14 protein-coding genes are annotated in these 15,642 nt (G+C 71.6%); 5 read left to right on the forward strand and 9 right to left on the reverse strand.

Features of this window, described 5'->3' with window-relative positions; all coding sequences use genetic code 11:
* The first annotated feature begins 44 nt into the window (after window positions 1-44).
* Window positions 45-161, forward strand: coding sequence for a lytic polysaccharide monooxygenase (locus AL2_RS36015; RefSeq protein ID WP_439951354.1), 117 nt, complete (start codon window positions 45-47; stop codon window positions 159-161).
* 34 nt (window positions 162-195) lie between these two features.
* Complete coding sequence (locus tag AL2_RS03010) at window positions 196-1,266, forward strand: glycoside hydrolase family 19 protein (protein ID WP_067628866.1); 1,071 nt, start codon at window positions 196-198, stop codon at window positions 1,264-1,266.
* Window positions 1,267-1,341: 75 nt separating this feature from the next.
* Here AL2_RS03010 and AL2_RS03015 read toward each other — a convergent pair whose 3' ends face one another.
* From AL2_RS03015 to AL2_RS03025, 3 genes are all read right to left on the reverse strand, one after another.
* Window positions 1,342-2,313: a DMT family protein gene (locus AL2_RS03015; protein ID WP_067628868.1), complete on the reverse strand. Its 972-nt coding sequence runs from the start codon at window positions 2,311-2,313 to the stop codon at window positions 1,342-1,344.
* Between the two features lie 81 nt (window positions 2,314-2,394).
* On the reverse strand, window positions 2,395-4,266 hold the full coding sequence (locus tag AL2_RS03020; protein ID WP_083945876.1) for a hydroxysqualene dehydroxylase: 1,872 nt from the start codon (window positions 4,264-4,266) through the stop codon (window positions 2,395-2,397).
* Window positions 4,267-4,391: 125 nt separating this feature from the next.
* Entirely contained in the window at window positions 4,392-5,003 is a 612-nt protein-coding gene (locus AL2_RS03025) for a TetR/AcrR family transcriptional regulator (protein ID WP_083945877.1), read from the reverse strand.
* Window positions 5,004-5,044: 41 nt separating this feature from the next.
* Here AL2_RS03025 and AL2_RS03030 point away from each other — a divergent pair, with 41 nt between their 5' ends.
* Together AL2_RS03030 and AL2_RS03035 are read left to right on the forward strand one after the other, a co-directional pair.
* Window positions 5,045-6,577, forward strand: coding sequence for a flavin-containing monooxygenase (locus AL2_RS03030; protein ID WP_245666272.1), 1,533 nt, complete (start codon window positions 5,045-5,047; stop codon window positions 6,575-6,577).
* Window positions 6,578-6,793: 216 nt separating this feature from the next.
* A complete protein-coding gene (locus AL2_RS03035) occupies window positions 6,794-8,701 on the forward strand; it encodes a lectin (RefSeq protein WP_067628874.1) in 1,908 nt (635 codons plus the stop codon).
* A gap of 64 nt (window positions 8,702-8,765) precedes the next feature.
* On the opposite strand, the gene AL2_RS03040 is transcribed toward AL2_RS03035, so the two are convergent.
* On the reverse strand, window positions 8,766-9,389 hold the full coding sequence (locus tag AL2_RS03040) for a TetR/AcrR family transcriptional regulator (protein ID WP_067628876.1): 624 nt from the start codon (window positions 9,387-9,389) through the stop codon (window positions 8,766-8,768).
* 85 nt (window positions 9,390-9,474) lie between these two features.
* Here AL2_RS03040 and AL2_RS03045 point away from each other — a divergent pair, with 85 nt between their 5' ends.
* Window positions 9,475-10,389 carry an oxygenase MpaB family protein gene (locus AL2_RS03045; protein ID WP_067628878.1) on the forward strand — a complete coding sequence of 305 codons (915 nt, stop codon included), beginning with the start codon at window positions 9,475-9,477 and terminating at the stop codon, window positions 10,387-10,389.
* Window positions 10,390-10,447: 58 nt separating this feature from the next.
* On the opposite strand, the gene AL2_RS03050 is transcribed toward AL2_RS03045, so the two are convergent.
* From AL2_RS03050 to AL2_RS03070, 5 genes are all read right to left on the reverse strand, one after another.
* Entirely contained in the window at window positions 10,448-11,017 is a 570-nt protein-coding gene (locus AL2_RS03050; protein ID WP_067628882.1) for a hypothetical protein, read from the reverse strand.
* A complete protein-coding gene (locus AL2_RS03055) occupies window positions 11,014-12,030 on the reverse strand; it encodes a PH domain-containing protein (protein WP_168444534.1) in 1,017 nt (338 codons plus the stop codon). The genes AL2_RS03050 and AL2_RS03055 overlap by 4 nt, the downstream gene beginning before the upstream one ends.
* 127 nt (window positions 12,031-12,157) lie before the next feature.
* Complete coding sequence (locus tag AL2_RS03060; protein WP_067628886.1) at window positions 12,158-13,522, reverse strand: aminotransferase class V-fold PLP-dependent enzyme; 1,365 nt, start codon at window positions 13,520-13,522, stop codon at window positions 12,158-12,160.
* A gap of 8 nt (window positions 13,523-13,530) precedes the next feature.
* Window positions 13,531-14,328 carry a class I SAM-dependent methyltransferase gene (locus AL2_RS03065; RefSeq protein ID WP_067628888.1) on the reverse strand — a complete coding sequence of 266 codons (798 nt, stop codon included), beginning with the start codon at window positions 14,326-14,328 and terminating at the stop codon, window positions 13,531-13,533.
* Between the two features lie 66 nt (window positions 14,329-14,394).
* On the reverse strand, window positions 14,395-15,384 hold the full coding sequence (locus AL2_RS03070) for a helix-turn-helix domain-containing protein (RefSeq protein ID WP_067628890.1): 990 nt from the start codon (window positions 15,382-15,384) through the stop codon (window positions 14,395-14,397).
* Window positions 15,385-15,642 lie beyond the last annotated feature (258 nt).

Raw genomic sequence — 15,642 nt, forward strand, 5'->3', positions numbered from 1 at the left:
CCCCGCCATGAAGAAACCAGGACGCAGGTTCGCCGCCCTCCAGCGTGTCCCACACCGTGAACCTCGGCGGCGTGACCGGCCGGCAGAAGGTGCTCGCGGTCTGGAACATCGCCGACACGGCCAACGCCTTCTACGCCTGCATCGACCTGCAGGTGCAGTGATCCCCCAGCGAACGACCCCGAAGGAAGTGATCAGGTGCACCGTGTTCTGACGTTGCTCGGCGCCGTGCTGCTCGCGGCGGGCACGCTGTCGGCCGTCCTGCCGGCGGCGTCCGCGTCCGCCGCGCAGTGCGCGGCGGCGTGGAACGCGTCCGCCGTCTACAACGGCGGCGCGTCCGTGTCCTACGGCGGGCACAACTGGTCGGCGCGATGGTGGACGCGGAGCGAGACCCCGGGCGGCGCCGAGGTCTGGACCGACCAGGGCGCCTGCGGCGGTGGCGGGACGCCCGGACCGGGCTGCTCCGCCCCCGACTGGGTGGCCGGGCAGACGTACCCGGTGGGCAGCGTCGTCCGGTACACCGACGGCGAGTACTACATCGCCGTCCACGAGAACCCGGGCTACGACCCGGTGATCAGCAACTGGTACTGGGACCCGTACGCCTGCGACGGCCCGACCGACCCGGGACCCGGGGACCCGCCCGACCCCGGCGGCTTCGTGGTCAGTGAGACCCAGTTCAACCAGATGTTCCCGAGCCGCAACTCCTTCTACACCTACGCCGGGCTCACCGCGGCGATGGCCGCGTTCCCGGCCTTCGCCAAGACCGGCGGCGCCACCGTGCAGAAGCAGGAGGCGGCGGCCTTCCTGGCCAACGTCGACCACGAGACCGGCGGACTCGTCTACATCGTCGAGCAGAACACCGCCAATTACCCGCACTACTGCGATGCCGGCCGGCCGTACGGCTGCCCCGCCGGCCAGGCGGCCTACTACGGCCGCGGTCCGATCCAGCTGAGCTGGAACTTCAACTACAGGGCGGCGGGCGACGCCCTCGGCATCGACCTGCTGAACAACCCGTGGCTCGTCGAGCGGGACGCGGCCGTGGCCTGGAAGACCGGGCTCTGGTACTGGATGACCCAGAGCGGTCCCGGCACCATGACCGGGCACAACGCCATGGTCGACGGCCGCGGTTTCGGCGAGACGATCCGCAGCATCAACGGCAGCCTGGAATGCGACGGCCGGAACCCGGCCCAGGTCCAGAGCCGGGTGAACGCCTACCAGCGGTTCACGCAGATCCTCGGCGTCCCGGCCGGCGGCAACCTCACCTGCTGACGGCCCGCCGGACCCGCACGGCCCGCGCCCGCCACCCCCGGGCGCGGGCCGTCCCTCGCTACCGGACTCGCTTCGCTACGGGACGCGCTGGAGCCGCGCCCGCGCCGCCCGCCGCTCGTGATGCGGGACGGCGGCGACGGCCAGCACCGACAGCGCCAGCGCCAGGACGGTCTGCCCGCCGTCGTCCGGCCGGCGCTCCCCGTACAGCGTCGTCGCGACGATCAGCAGGTAGGTCTTCGCGGTGGCGGTGGCGACCAGCCCGACGATGGCCAGCCGGCTGCGCTGCAGCGCGATCTGCAGCTGCCCCAGCGCGAGCGGTGCGGCGACGGCGAAGGCGTAGAGGTAGGGGGCGGTGAGCAGCGCGCGGGGCGAGGCGCCGAGGCCGGCGGCTCCGGTCAGCATCATCTCCGCCGTCCCGGTGAGCAGGCCCGCGTTGACGGCCAGCGCGACGCCGGTGAGCGGCCGGGCATGCGCGCCCTCGCGCGCCAGGTCGACGGTCAGGAAGCCGATGCACGGCACCAGCAGGGACGGCAGCGCGACGGCCACCACCAGCGCCCGGTCCGGCTGCGCGGCGATCGCGGCCGCGCCGGTCACCGACGAGCCGGTCAAGCCCGCGGACGCTGCGTGGCCGACGGACACGCCCTGCACGGCCTGCACGGCCTGCACGGCGGGCGCGGCGGACGCGGCGTGCGCGAACAGCGCCGTCGCGATGGCCAGCAGCGCCACACATCCCCACTCGCGCGGCGTGAGCCGCTCGCGCAGGACCGGGATCGCGAGGACGAGCAGGATCGCCAGCCCGGCCAGGAACATCGGCTGCGCCTGGAACAGCGACAGCCTGGTCAGCGCCGCGACCTGGACGGCGGCGCCGACGCCGAGGACGGACGCGCCGGCGAGCCACGTCCGGCTGCCGAGCAGTTCCCGCGTCAGCAGCAGGGGGCGGTCCCCGCGCAGCGGCCGCATCTCGGCCGCGGCCAGCTTGAAGTAGGTGAGACCACTGAAGTAGATGCCGGTCGACAGGGCGGCCAGGGCGTGGAGGCTCGTGAACATGGTGCGGCCTTCCGGCCGCCCGCGGTCCGGCCGGTCGGCGCGCTGGACCGGACCGCGGGCGGCGGCTCCCGGGGGAAGGGGTCAGGGCTTGGCGGGGTCCCAGAGGTCGAAGGCGTTGGCCTGGCCGGCCTTGTACCGGCGGTCATCGTCGTCGTAGAAGCCCTGGAACTCGTTGGGCAGGTACATCTCGAACAGCTTGGCGGGGGTGCCGCCGGCGCCGGAGGCGTCCAGGATGGCGTTGGCGGCCTTGCGTCCCGCCTCGTTCGCGCCCTCCATCGTGGCCAGGTTGATGTCGGCCCGGACGTAGTCGGAGGCCAGGAACAGGTTCGGCAGGCCGGTGGCGGCCTCGGGCCGGTAGTTCCACGAACTGGGCTTGTTGATGAGCAGCGGCTCGTCGTTGGCGACCTGCGGCGTCCCGTTGCCGGTGATGGCGGGGTCGATGAAGTAGGAGTGGATGTTGGCGTCGTTGAGCAGGACCGGGCCCCACGGGAGCGCCTTGCGCAGCTGCGCGACGACCTCCTTGAAGATCTGGTCGGACGTGCAGTCGCGGGCCGGCTTGTTGTAGAGGATGCCGGGGGTGTCCCACGCGGACAGGTCGATCGACAGGCACTCGTTGACCTGGCCGTTCCCGTACGTCGTGCCGAACTTCTTCTTCCAGAACTGGGCCTGGCTGATGGAGGTGAGCGCCCACGGCTGCCCGGCGTAGGCGACGTGCCCCTTCGCCAGGTCGATCGGCTGCCGCAGGTAGATCATGATGCCGTTCATCCAGTCGGTCGTCAGCTCGCGCAGCGACTTCAGGGACGGGTCGGCGGCCAGGATGTCGTCGTTCAGCAGCGGGACGGCCCGCTCGACCGGCACCGCGAGGACGTAGTAGTCCGCGTCGACGCTGCTCGTCCCGTTCCGGCCGGTGACCTGCGCGCCGCTGATCTTCTTGTCGGTGACGCTGAGCCCGGTCAGCGTCGCGTCCGGCTGGAAGACCACGCCGAGGGACTTGAGGTAGGCGACCCAGGGGTCGATGAGCGCCTCGTTGGTGGGGGCGTTCAGCAGCCGGTCGGGGGCCTTGTAGCCGCCCAGGCCGAGAGTGCTGTAGACCCACGCCTCCGCCATGAGGCCCATGGTGTGGGCGTTGGCCTTGTCGGGCTTGGCCGCCACGAGCGTGCCGGTGAACATCTGCACCAGCAGTTCCTGGTACTGCTTGGACATCTTGTCGGAGTGGACGAACTGGGCGAAGCTCATGTTCTCCCACTGCTGGTACCGGCGCAGCGGGCCGCTCGTGACGAACGCGATCATCTTCTGCAGGAAGTACCCGACCTCCCACGCCGGGACGGTGCCGAGCACGTTGAGCCCGGTGGACAGGAACGTCAGCAGCGAGTCGGGGCTGAGCGTGCCCTCGATGGTGCCGCGCGCGGGCAGGACGAGCTTGGTCCCGTTGTAGAACGCGGCGACCTCGGTGCCGGCGACCAGGTTGTCGAACGCCTTGCCGCCGCCCGGCAGCGGGATGCGGGACATGGTGTCGGGGAGGTTCTGGTAGAAGCCGGGAAAGAAGCGGAACCCGTGCTCGGCGGGCAGATCCTGCCGGCCGCCGCTCGCGGTGCCGGGGACCGGCATGCTGCGGCACTTGCCGCCCCACGCCTTGCGCTCGTAGATGGTGACCTGGAATCCGCGCTCGGCGAGTTCGTGGGCGGTCGACAGCCCGCCCATCCCGCCGCCGAAGATCGCGACGCGGCGGCCGGCCGCGGCCCTGCCGAGCCGCGGCGCCCGGCGGGCGGACGGGGTGGCGGCCGACGCCGTCCCGGCGCCCAGCGCTCCGGCGGCGGCGACCGCGCCGGCCGCCGCCAGCGCCCCGGTGACGAACTGGCGGCGGCCGACCCGGTTCGCGCCCGGCGTCTCGGCCGGCCCGGTCCGGTCGGCCGACCCGGTCTGCTCGGTCTGCGATGGAGTCCTGTCCTCCATGGCGCACTCCTTGGGGGGATGGTGCTAACCGACACTAGTGTCGGTTGCGGATGAGCCCCCACTATGCGGAAGCCGCCGCGAGGCGTCAAGCCCCGCGGCGGCTTCCGCTCGCGCGATCCGGCGGCCTACTCCGCGTGGCCCAGGCCCGTCCACAGCATCCGCATGGCGCCCTCGACCAGCATCGACCTGGGCATTTCGGGGTGGCGCCGCCACCACTGCGCGACGCCGTCCAGTCCGGTGATGATGAGTTCGACCATCGCCTCGGCGATCGGCTCGCCGGGGTCGACGCCCATCGTCCGGATGTCCTCGCCCAGCAGTGCCGCGACGGCGCGCGTGCGCGACTCGCGAATGCCCTGCCGGACGGTCCGGATCTCCGGGTCGTCCTCGTCGGTGCGGTCGAAAAGCAGCCTCCGGGCAGCGGGTTTGCTCTGGGCGAAGCTGAAGTAGGCGTCGATGGTGGAGCGCATCCTCGCCTCGGGCGGGCCCGAGCCGGTGATGCGGGAGCCGACGTACTCGACCAGCGCCGCGTTCTGCTCCTGCATGACGGCCAGCAGCAGCACGCGCTTGGACGGGAAGTGGTCGTACATCACCGTCCGCGCCACGCCCGCCTCCGCGGCGATCTCGCCCAGCGACGTCGCGTGGTAGCCCTTGCTCGCGAACAGCTTCAGCGCCGCCTCGGTGATGAGCGCCTTGCGGGCCGGTCCGCGCATGCGGGCCTTCGGAGCGATTTCCGCCATCGTCTTGACTCCCTCGTCCTGTTCCGTCCACCCTAACCGACATGAGTGTCGGTAATGACGACCCCGGGGAGCCGCACATGGGGCGCGGACGGCCATCGATCGCCATCGTCGGAAGCGGGTTCAGCGGGATCGGCCTCGCCGTCGGCCTCCGGAGAGCCGGCTTCACCGATGTCACCATCTTCGAGAAGGCCACCGGCCTCGGCGGCGTCTGGCGGGACAACACCTACCCCGGTGCCGCCTGCGACGCCCCGTCCCACCTGTACTCCTACTCCTTCGAACCCAAGCCCGACTGGTCGCGCAGGTTCGCCGAGCAGCCCGAGATCCTCGACTACCTGCGGCACTGCGCCACCAAGTACGGGCTGTCGCCGCACTTCCGGTTCGGCACCGAGGTCGTCCACGCCGAGTACCTGCCGCCCGGCCGATGGCGCCTGCACACCCGGGACGGAGCCTCGCACGACTTCGACCTCCTGGTCGCCGCCTGCGGGCAGCTCAGCAATCCGGCCGTCCCCAGCCTGCCCGGCCTGGACGTCTTCACCGGCAAGGTCTTCCACTCCGCCCGCTGGGACCACGACCACGACCTGAAAGGCGCCCGCGTCGCCGTCGTGGGCAACGGCGCCAGCGCCATCCAGTTCGTCCCGCGCATCGCCCCCGACGCCGCCGGCCTCACCGTCTTCCAGCTCGAAGCCCACTGGATCAGCCGCAAGCCCGACCGCGTCTACCCGCGCTGGCGCCAGGCCCTCAACCGCCGCCTGCCCGTCACGCAGAAGCTGTCGAGACTCGGCATCTTCCTGTGGTTCGAGCTGCTGCTCAACCCCGCCCTCGTCACCCCGCACGGCCGCCGCCTGCTGTCGGCGCACATCCGCGCGCTGTGCCGGTTCGCGCTCCGCTCCGTCCGTGACCGCGACCTGCGCGCCCGGCTGACGCCCCGCTACGAGCCCGGCTGCAAGCGCATCCTCACCTCAAGCGAGTACTACACGACCCTCAACCGGCCCAACGTGCACGTCGTCGACCACCCGATCACCGAAGTCACCCCGGACGGCGTCCGCACCGCCGACGGCGCCCACCACCGCGCCGACACCATCATCTGGGCGACCGGCTTCCGCTCCCAGGACTTCATCGCCCCCATGCGCGTGACCGGTCTGCACGGCACCGAACTCAACGCGGCCTGGAAGAACGGCGCCCGCGCCTACCTCGGCCTCGCCGTCACCGGCTTCCCGAACTTCTTCCTCATGTACGGGCCGAACACCAACGTGGGCTCCGGCTCCATCGTCCACATGCTCGAAAGCCAGATCGCCTACATCGTCCAGGCCGCACGCCTGCTCGCCTCCGGCGTCACGTCCCTGGACGTCCGCGCCGACGTCCTCGACCGCTTCGACGCCGCCGCCCAGCAGCGCCTGGCCACCTCCGTCTGGAACCAGGGCGGCTGCGACAGCTGGTACCTCGACACCGACCACCGCAACACCAACAACTGGCCCGGCTACATGACCGGCTACCGCCGCCGAACCCGCCACCTGAACCCTGCCGACTACCACCTGGACCGCCCGGACGCCGGCCGCCGGAGCTCGCCCGGGTAAGCACGTTCCCGACGCGCGAAGGGGCGTATGGCGCGTGACCTGGAGTGGACGGTATCCGGCGCGGGGGTGCGTACAGTACTTTTTCTAAGGTTTGGAGAAAGTAGCTCCAAGTCATTGACACGGGTCTCAGTGCAAGGTTTCCTTCCTGTAGCCGCGCCGGGTGTACGGGCAGCGTCCGGCGGCGGTTCCGCCCCGTCCCACCGAGGGAGTGCATCGATGCCCACTGCAGGCAGCCCCCCACCTGCGCAGCGAAGTCCACGACGGTTGCTCGCGGCCGGCGGCCTCGTGGTCGCTCTCGCCGCGGCCCCGGCGGTGCCCGTCGCGCGGCCGGCGCTCGCCGCAGGCGAGACCGTGAACGTCTACCTCACTACGACGCCCGACTCCGGGGGGCGGGTCGTGACCCGCGGGCTGGAGCGGCAGCCGTCGATCAGCTTCGCGTCGGGCAGTCCGGGCGCGGCGCACACGATCGCCGTCGACGACGGTGTGCGCTACCAGCGGTTCGTGGGCGGCGGCGCGTCGATCACGGATACGACGGCCTACCTGTTCCGGGGCGGGGCGATCAATGCCGCCACGCGGGACGCGGTGATGCGGCGGCTCTTCGATCCGGTGGACGGCATCGGGCTGTCGTTCGTCCGCAATCCGATCGGAGCCTCCGATCTATCTCGTCCGGGGAACGTCTCGCTGGACGACACGTGCTGCGATCTCAACGACTTCGGCGCCAACGGATACGACACGAATGTCCGGTTGCTGACGCAGCAGGCGAAGCAGCTCAACCCCGCACTGCACGTGATGGGGGTGCCGTGGAGCGCGCCGGGCTGGATGAAGGACAACGGCCGCATGGACCAGATGGGCTGGCTGAAATGGGAGTACTACCCCACGTACGCCCAGTACCTGGTCAAGTACATTCAGTCCTATCAGGCGGCCGGCGTTCCGGTGGACTACCTCTCGGTGCAGAACGAGCCGAACTGCTGTCAGGCGGGTAATCCCACGGCGATGAACTATCCCGGGATGTCGTGGAACCCGTCCGGCCTGGTGGAGTTCACCAAGAACCATGTGTATCCCGCGTTCCGGGCCGCCGGGGTCGGCACGAAGGTCATCCACTTCGACTGGAACTACGGGGACTACGGGAGTTTCGGGTCACAGATCGTCGCTGATTCGACGCTTCGGAACGACCCACTGTCGGCCGGTATCGGATGGCATGACTACGCCGGAAGCCCGGCTGTGGGCACGCAGGTGCACGACCAGTATCCGTCCATGACGCAGTTCAACACCGAGCACTCTGGCGGGACCTGGGTCGGCGATCAGCACAACGAAGATATGGGCGACATCATCGAGCATGCCCGCAACTGGTCCAGCGCCGAGGTGAAATGGAGCCTGGCGCTGAACCAGAACATGGGGCCGCACAATGGCGGCTGCGGCACCTGCACCGGGCTCGTCACCGTCCAAGAGGGCGGCTCCCGGGCAGGTCAGGTCGACTACACCATCGAGTACTACACGATGGGCCACCTGACCAAGTTCGTGAAGCCGGGCGCGTACCGGATCGATTCCACGGCCGATTCGACCGTGCGGAACGTCGCCTACGTCAACCCCGACGGTTCCAAGGCCCTGATCGCCCACAATGGCGGGACGTCCGCGCAGGCGATTCGCGTGGTGTGGGGCGGCCAGTCGTTCACCTACACGTTGCCCGCGCGCACCACGGCGACCTTCACCTGGTCCGGCACGCAGTCGGGACCGCAACCGGGCACCGGGCAGATCACCGGGCTCGCCGGGAAATGCGTCGACGTGGCCGGCGCGAACACGGCGAACGGGACGCCGGTCCAGCTCTACACGTGCAACGGCACCGGCGCCCAGCAGTGGACCCGCGCCGCCGACGGGACACTCCGCGCGCTCGGCAAATGCCTGGACGTGGAGGGCCCGAGCACGGCCGACGGCGCCAGGACGCATCTGTGGGACTGCCACGGCGGCTCGTCCCAGCAATGGACGTACACCTCCGGCCACGACCTGGTCAACGCGTACTCCGGTAAATGCCTGGACGTGACCGGCAACGATGCCGCAGACGGCAGCCGGCTGCAGATCTGGACCTGCACCGGCGGAGCGAACCAGAAATGGACGGTCCCGGCGTAGCGGCGGCCGGACCGCGAGGCCCCGCCGGGGGGCCGGCACTGCCCGGCCGGCTCCCCGGCGGAGCTCACGCGTGTCCCCGGATGTAGCCGATGACCAGTTGGGCGAGTTCGTCCACCATGCGCTCGTGGGGGATGGGCGGGCGGTCCAGGACGTACTTGATGGACAGCAGGCCCACGGTCTCGGTGATGATCCACAGTGTCGCGTCGATGTCGAGGTCGTCGCGGAACTCGGCGCGGTTGACCAGGAGGTAGACGCGGATCAGGTCGGTCAGCCGCCGCTGCAGGGACGCGAGCTTGTCGAACGGGCCGAGCCGCGGGACCTGCTCGACGATGATGCGCAGCAGGTCGGCGTCCTCCTCGAACAGGCGGATCTGCGTGTCGAGGAGCGCGCGGCCGGCGTCCTCCCAGGGGAGCCGCATGGTGGCCTCGATCTCGGTGCCGAGGCGGTCGGCGAGGTGGTCGGCGAAGCGGTCCAGGACGGCGATGACGATCGCGTCCTTGTTCGGGAAGTACTGGTAGAGCGACCCGTTGCTGATGCCTGCGGCCTTGGCGATCCGGTTGGTGGACGCGCCGTCGTATCCGCGTTCCGACAGAACGCGAGTGGCGGCCTCAATGATGCGTTCGACCGTCCGGCGCGAACGGTCCTGGGTGGGGGTTCTGCGGGGCGAAAGCCCGGGTGAGGAGGCCATCGGCGGTTCCCTATCAAACGCGACTTGTAAGCGACTCCTTATTCGCGTTCAACTTACAGGAGGAGCTTTTCAGGAGGTATCGCATATGACGGTGACCGATGGGACGCCCGCGACCCGGTCGGCCGGGCCGGAGCGGCGCGACGAGCCCGTCCCGTTCGGACCCGGGTCGCTGATGTGGGAGCAGATGGGGCTCTACACGTCGGCGATCGCGGGCAACAGCGTGTTCATCCTGCAGGTGATGCACCCCGCGATCGGGACCGTGGTCGACCAGCGGTCGAGCTTCCGCACCGACCCGCTCGGCCGCGCGGCGCGCAGCTTCGCGTCGGTGCAGACCTGGGTCTACGGGGGACGGACCGCCATCGAGGAGGGCAAGCGGCTGCGCGAGATGCACAAGTCGCTCAGCGCGGTCGACGAGGAGGGGACGCGCCATCACGCGCTGTCCGCCGAACCCTGGGCGTGGGTGCACCTCACCGGCTTCTACGCCGCCGTCACCGCGTCCAGGTACTTCGCTCCCGCGCCGATGACGCAGGAGGAGGAGCAGCGGATCTTCGACGAGTTCCTCCAGCTCGGGCGAATCCTGCGGGTGCCCGAGCGGATGCTCCCGGCGAGCATCCCGGAGTACTGGGACTACTTCGACGACATGGTGGCCAACACCCTCGTCCCGCACAAGGTGGCGCACGAGGTCCTCGCCCAGATGAGCGAGGTCCCGCCCAACGTGCCGAAGCTGCTGCGCCCCGCGGTCGCCCCGCTGAGCGAGGCCGGTGGGCGGCTCGGACGGCTGATCACGGTCGGCACCCTGCCGGAGGCGGCGCGCGAGAAGCTCGGACTGTCGTGGAGCGCGGCGGACGAGCGCCGGCTGCGGCTGGTCGCGCAGGTCATCGGGCGGAGCACGCCGCTGCTGCCGGAACGCGTCCGGTACATGCCGATCGCCTACCGCGCCCGGCAGGCGGCCCGCGCCCAGGAGCGGCTGGAGCGCGCCCTGGCCCACCGGCCCATGTGACACTCGGACGGCGGCCGCGCGACCCGTACTGGGAGTCGCGCGGCTCAGCTGACCCTGGTCAGCGGCCCTTGGGAGGCAGCAGGCGCAGCAGTTCGACGGCGGCCTCCTTGGCCTGGGCGGCGACGCCGGCCCCCTTGCCCGGCACGCGGTAGGTGACCTGCGTGACGAGCAGGCCGTCGCGGACGACGACGTGGGCCTCGGCGTAGTCCGGTTCCTGCCGGACGCCGACCGTGCTCATCTCACCGATCCCGGCGGGCTCGCCGTCGTCCGGCAGCGCCCGGCTGTAGAAGTCCAGTACCTCGGACGACTCCTTTTCGCGGGTCAGCGCCCCGGACGGACGGTAGGCGCTCAAGCTCAACAGGGTGCGGTCGTCCGCACTGGCCCAGTCGCACTGCACCACTCCGTAGAAGATGGACTGGGAGAGGGGGGCGCGCGGCTCGGGCACCAACTGCGCGACCTTGGGGTACGGGAACCAGATGCACAGATCGACCAGCGGCGTCCGCTGCGGGACGAGTTCGTCGTCGTCCGATCCGAGGGCGGCCTTGATCGTCAGAAACGGCGCCCACAGGAACGCCGACAGCATCAGCATGCCCATGATCAGTCCGCTCTCGCGCCTGTTCAGCCTCATGCCAGCCTCTCCAGCACCGCACGCAGGACGGCGGCGGCCTGCCGCTCCGCCTCGTCCACGGAGGCCGCTCGCCCGCTGTGGAGCGCGATGACCACCAGATACCCCTTCACGTGCGCCCTTCCGTGAGCGGTGAATCCCCAGCTGTCCCGCCATGCCATGGTGTAGGCGTCGCCGTCCCGCAGCAGGTGCGGTGTGCGCCCGGCGGCCCGCATCGCCTTCAGGGTCTCCTGGTAGGACCGCTCGGAGTGGGACGGCGTCCAGGAGCCGATGTGGAAGTCGATCCAGGTGGCGTTCTCCCGCGTCGAATCGCCGCTCCACCGGCAGGCCGCCCGGTTGCCGTAACCGTGCGCGCTTCCCTCCGGCAGTATCCGGGTGACGACCTGCCGGGGGATCTGGTCGCAGGCGGCGACATCGTCGGGGGACCTCATGCCCCCCGCCTCGGCGGACATCCACGCCACCAGCCCGGCCACGCCGGCAACGGGCAGCGCGACCGCGACCACCCGCACCGGGATGCGCAACCGGCGCCAGGGGAGAGGGACCCGGTCGACCGCCGGCGGCCTTCCGCCGCACGCCGCCAGGTGCTGCCGCTGCATGAAGGCCACCGCCTCGTGCACCCGCCGGCCCGCGGGGTGCTGGAGGACGATCCGGCCGCCGTCCGTCAGCTGAAGCATCGCGAAGGCCCGGCGCCCCCGCTTCCGGACGTCGACCCGCGCGATCGCCGGCCACGGCACGAACTGCCGCCGCAACTGGACCGAGAAGACCGCGTGGCAGCGGATCCCGTCCTGCGCCACCGAGGTCGGCGGCCGCATCCGCCCGACGAGCCCGCCGACCACGATGGGGGCGAGCGGGGTCGCCGACACCAGTACGACGAGAAGAACGTCGGGCAGGAGAAGGGTCGACGCCGCCACGCCTCCGGCGAGCAGTAAGGCGGCGACTCCCCACGCCCAGCGCTGCGCCGTCCCCGGACCGAACTCCGCGGGCCCTGGCCCGGCCCCCACCCCGCTGGTACGCATGACCGGCATTATTGGCCATCCGCCAACCCAAGGCGACGCCCGGCCTCTCCCTACGCGCGATCGAGAGACGCGGAGCATCGCCCCGATCGCGTCCGCCGACTCCGCTCCTGGCCGAACCCCGCCCGCGTCATGCTGGCACCGGATCGTTGCGCGCGTCCCCTGCTGCGATGGACGCGACCGCCTGTACGGCCGCGTCCACCTCCTCAAGGGTGTTGTAGAGGTAGAAGCTGAGGCGGCAGCTCGCCGGGGGCGTCAGCCCGAGCGCGTGGTGCGCGAGGGTGGCGCAGTGGCACCCGGCCCGCGACTCCACGCCCCTCGCGTTCAGTTCCTCCGCCACCCCGACCGGATCACGTCCCGCGAGGTTGAACGACACCAGGGACGTGCGCCGGTACGGGTCCCGCGGCCCGTAGACCGTGATTCCGTCGATGGCGCCGAGCGCGTCCAGCGCGTGCGCCGTGAGCCGCCGGGTCCAGGCCGACACGCGGTCCATCGCGGCGTGCACGGCGGCCCGGCCGATGGGCTCGGCCGTCCCGAAGTACGCCGGCCGGTCCGGTGACAGCGCCAGGTCCAGCAGGACGCGCAGCGCCTGCGCGGACACGATCGTCCCGAGGATGTTCGGCGTCCCGGCGGCGTACTTCCAGGGCAGCGCGTTGTAGTCGACGCGGTCGGGGAACACCCGCCCCTCGGCGATCATGTCGCCGCCGTACAGGAAGGGCGGCGCGGCCGCGAGCAGGTGCGCCTTGCCGTACAGGACGCCCACGCCGAACGGCGCCAGCAGCTTGTGGAAGGAGAACGCCAGGTAGTCGACGTCGAGGGCGCGCACGTCCACGAAGGTCCCCGGCACGAGCTGGGCGGCGTCGACCAGCAGCAGGGACCGCCGCTCGCCGCCCGGCTGCCGGTAGCCGCTGCCGCCGGCCAGCGCGCGGACGGCGGGCAGCGGGACCCGCGTGCCGAGGAAGTTGGACGCCCCGGTGCAGCAGACCAGCTTGGTGCGCGCGTCGATCAGCGAGGCCAGGTGCGCCAGGTCGAGCTCCCCGGTGCGCGGGTCGAACCGCGCGAGGCGCAGCTCCACCCGGCGTCCGAGACGCGGCAGCAGCTCCCGGCACAGCGCGTGCCACGGGACGTAGTCGGAGTTGTGCTCCATCAGCGTGGTCACCATGTTGTCGCCGTCGCGGAACTCGGTGAGCAGCGAGTACATGACCGCGTTGATGGCCTCGGTCGCGTTGCGGTACAGCGCGACGCACTCGCGGCCGGGCGCGCCGATGAACCGGGCGATCGTGTCGTAGGCGTCCTCGAACAGCGCGGTCATCTCCCGCGACGCGGTGGACTGCCCCCGGTGGACGTTCTCGTACCCCGGCGCGAGCACCCGGTAGAGGTCCACCAGTTCGCGCGGCGGCTGGGTGCTCGCCGCGTTGTTCGTCGGGATCCGGCCGAGCCCGGGGAACGCGAAGTGCCGGCGGACGGCCCGCACGTCCAGTGCGTCGGAGCTCATCGCCGTCCTCATGGTGCGGTGGTCCAGGCCCCGGTCATCGGCGGGCCGAAGACGCAGCCGTCGTGCGCGAGGGTGTCGGCCAGCAGCCGGTCGGCGAGCGTGGCGGGGTCGACCTCGGCGTGGGAGGCGATGCCCGTCCGCTCCATCAGCGGTACCGTCGCGCCGATCACGTTGGCCCAGCCCCAGGCGGGGGCGTCCGGCCCGCCCGCGGCGAACGTCTCGACCTGCAACCGCGGCGCGGGCAGGCCGGCCTCGCGGAAGGCCGTGAACAGTGCCGGGCCCATGCGCGGTTCGAAGCCCGCCTTCTCCAGCGCGTCCAGGAACCATCCGTGCGCGCGGTTCCACAGGGGCGTCTCGGGGACGGCCGGCAGGTAGGCCAGGTCGGCCTCGTGCATGCAGATCAGGCCGCCGGGCCGGACGTGCGCGGCGGCGCCGCGGATCACCGCCGCCGGGTCCGGCAGGTACATCAGGAAGAGCCTGCCCACGACGGCGTCGAAGTCGTCCTCGATCCCGTCGAGGGTCTGCACGTCGCCCACCCGGTACTCGACGTTGGGCGCGTCCGTGCGGCGCCGGGCGAGCTCGGCCGCCGCGGGGTCGCGCTCGACGCCCACCACGGCGCCGTCCGGTCCCACCAGTTCGGCGGCGACCCTGGCCACGTTGCCCGCGCCGCTGCCGAGGTCGAGCACGCGCATGCCGGGCGCGAGCCCCGCATGGCGCAGGACGCGCCGGGTGAGCGGGTCGAAGAGCCTGCCCTGCGCCACCAGGCGTTCGTCCTCGGCGGCACGGTCCGCGAACGGATATGTCATCGCTTTTCCTCCCCGTACGTTCGCTGTAGGGCAAGCGTGGCCGGACGGGGCGCGGCTGTCGTTGGCCTAGCGCGCGGAGCCCTTGGCAATGCGCGCGGACCTCCGGTACTCCGACGGCGGCAGCCCGTGCTCGGCACGGAACGCGCGGCTGAAGTCGGCCGCGCTGGAGAACCCCCACCGGGCCGCGATGGCCGCGACCGGGCGGGCGGCGAGCGCCGGGTCGGCGAGGTCGCCGCGGCACCGTTCCAGCCGGCGCCGCCTGATCCAGCCCGCGACCGTCAGGCCCTCGTCGTGGAAGAGCTGGTGGAGGGTGCGCACGGAGATGTGATGGGCGGCGGCGATCCCCGCCGGGGTCAGCCCCGGATCGCCCAGGTGCTGCTGGACGAAGCCCTGGACGGTGGTGAGCAGGGCGTGCCGCCGGGCCTCCGGCGTACCCCAGTCCCGCACGTCCAGCTCGCGGGCCAGCCGCGTCGCGAGCACCTCCAGCGCGGCGGCCGACACCCGGGCCGCCTCGGCGGGGCTGAGGTGGTCGATGTTGCGGGCCAGCCGGAGCAGGAACTGCGACGTGAGGTCGCCGAGACCGGTCGTCGGCGGCACGCGGACGGCGGTCAGCCCGCGGACCCGGCCGGGCGACAGCGGCAGCAGCGCCGGCGGGAACATGAACGTCATGACCCGCGTCGGCCGGTCGTCGACTCCGCAGACCACCTCGTAGGGGCGCCGGGTGTCGTAGAAGGCGAACTCGGCGGGCGACAGGACGGCCTGCCGTCCGCCCTGGCCGATGCCGCAGCGGCCGCCCCCGCACACCAGGAAGACCTTCAGCAGGTCGGGGTCGGCCTGCGAGATCAGCTTCGGCGTGCGGCTCACCGTGATGGGCATGATGTCCATCGCGACCGCCTGCATCGGCCCGAACCCGCTCGCGCGGAACTCCCCCCGGTACCCGGCCCAGTGCCCGGGCGGACGGCACTCCATCGGCACCCAGGTCGTCGCCGTCATCTGCCGGAAGAACTCGGACCGGTCGGCCACGGGCACCTCGTCGACCGTGATGAGCACGCTCATCGCAAACCCCCGCGGAACGGCGGGCCCGGCGCCGCCGGGCACTTCCGCACGCCCCCCGGCGACTACAGTCACGCGCCGCCGCCGGGAGCGGAAGCGTCCTGTCCGCACCCGGCCACCGCACCGCCCGGCCGCGCCCGGAGTACAGGCTGATCCGTCACCGAGATCTCCGGCTCTCGCCGTGCGCGCCCGGCAGACGCGGCAGACGCGGCAGACGCGGCAGACGCGGCAGACACGGCAGACACGGCGAGAGCCTCGCGG

Source organism: Actinomadura latina NBRC 106108 (assembly GCF_001552195.1).
GTDB classification, from domain to species: Bacteria; Actinomycetota; Actinomycetes; order Streptosporangiales; family Streptosporangiaceae; genus Spirillospora; species Spirillospora latina.